The 1,026-nt window shown below is 32.7% G+C and carries 2 pseudogenes; one reads left to right on the top strand and one right to left on the bottom strand.

The features are described from left to right. The first annotated feature begins 86 nt into the window (after positions 1–86). Positions 87–444, top strand: a pseudogene (locus RAC86_RS39060) (hypothetical protein). Between the two features lie 34 nt (positions 445–478). On the opposite strand, the pseudogene RAC86_RS39055 reads toward RAC86_RS39060, so the two are convergent. Then, positions 479–809 (bottom strand): annotated as a pseudogene (locus RAC86_RS39055) (helix-turn-helix domain-containing protein). Between the last annotated feature and the right edge of the window lie 217 nt (positions 810–1,026).

The raw sequence follows: 1,026 nt of genomic DNA, 5'->3' as shown, positions 1-1,026 counted from the left end.
TCCACAGATAAAAATTCATTTGTCTTTTTATTATACTTATACAAAGGGATTGAGACAGTTGCAAGGAATGGTGAACCGTACACAGTTTGAACGATTTGCTGTTTGCTGCAGGCAATTTACATATTGGTCTGGGGTATGATTATTTAAAGTGCGTTGCCTTACTAATCAATGTCAAAAGATTTTTTAGTGTAACAGAGTCATATGGAAATATTTCTGATAAATTAGCTGTTTGCTGCTATGAAGGGTGTGCAATTTGATCAGTTCGAGGAAGCTTACAAAGCTTATAAAGAAACAGTTACAATAAATCAAAATAGCTTAGTGGACTATTTAAGTGCTTTAATTACTCTGATAAAAGCAGGTGAGAAGCTACAAAAAGCTGGTGAAAGTTTAGCTATCATCATGAATAAACTTATTGAAAATGAGGCGGAAAATTCAATGATATAATTGTTTTAGGCAAAAGCCCGTATGCGGGCTCTTTTTAATTGTTGTTTGCAGTAACCAATTTTAAAATTTTCCGTATAGGATCTAACATCTCAGGTGTAAGTTTATATCCATCCCAGTGGATATAAGGTTTTTCTATTTAGGTTTTTTCTTTCCACTTTAGGATCAAGATCATCCGTTAACCCAAGTATGTAATCAACTGTAACATCATATAGCCTAGCTAAAATAATCAACTTGTCCAATGGTGTTTTTTTCTTTCAGTTTTATACCGCGCCGTAACTTGATTTTGCAATTCCAATTTTCTCAGCTAACTGTTCCATTGTTAATTTGTGTGCCTTTCGTAATTGACGTAATCTTTGGCCATACATTTTGAATAAACGCCTCCCAAAACCATCTAGTTCAATTATATGAGCTTTCATTTCTCAATAAAATAAAAAATCTCAAAAAAATTTCAAAATTTTCACGATTTCTGGTGGAAAATGCATTATAATGTGAAAGCATTACTTTAAAAATGGTATCAATGAACTAGGAGGAAGTCATGGTAAGCAAGAAGAACAAAATTGTAGCGGCATTATTAGCATTTTT

The sequence above is a fragment of the Bacillus sp. LR_5 genome (assembly GCF_042709275.1).
The sequence above is the reverse complement of the archived record's forward strand: the minus strand, read 5'-3'. Positions and strand labels throughout refer to the sequence as shown.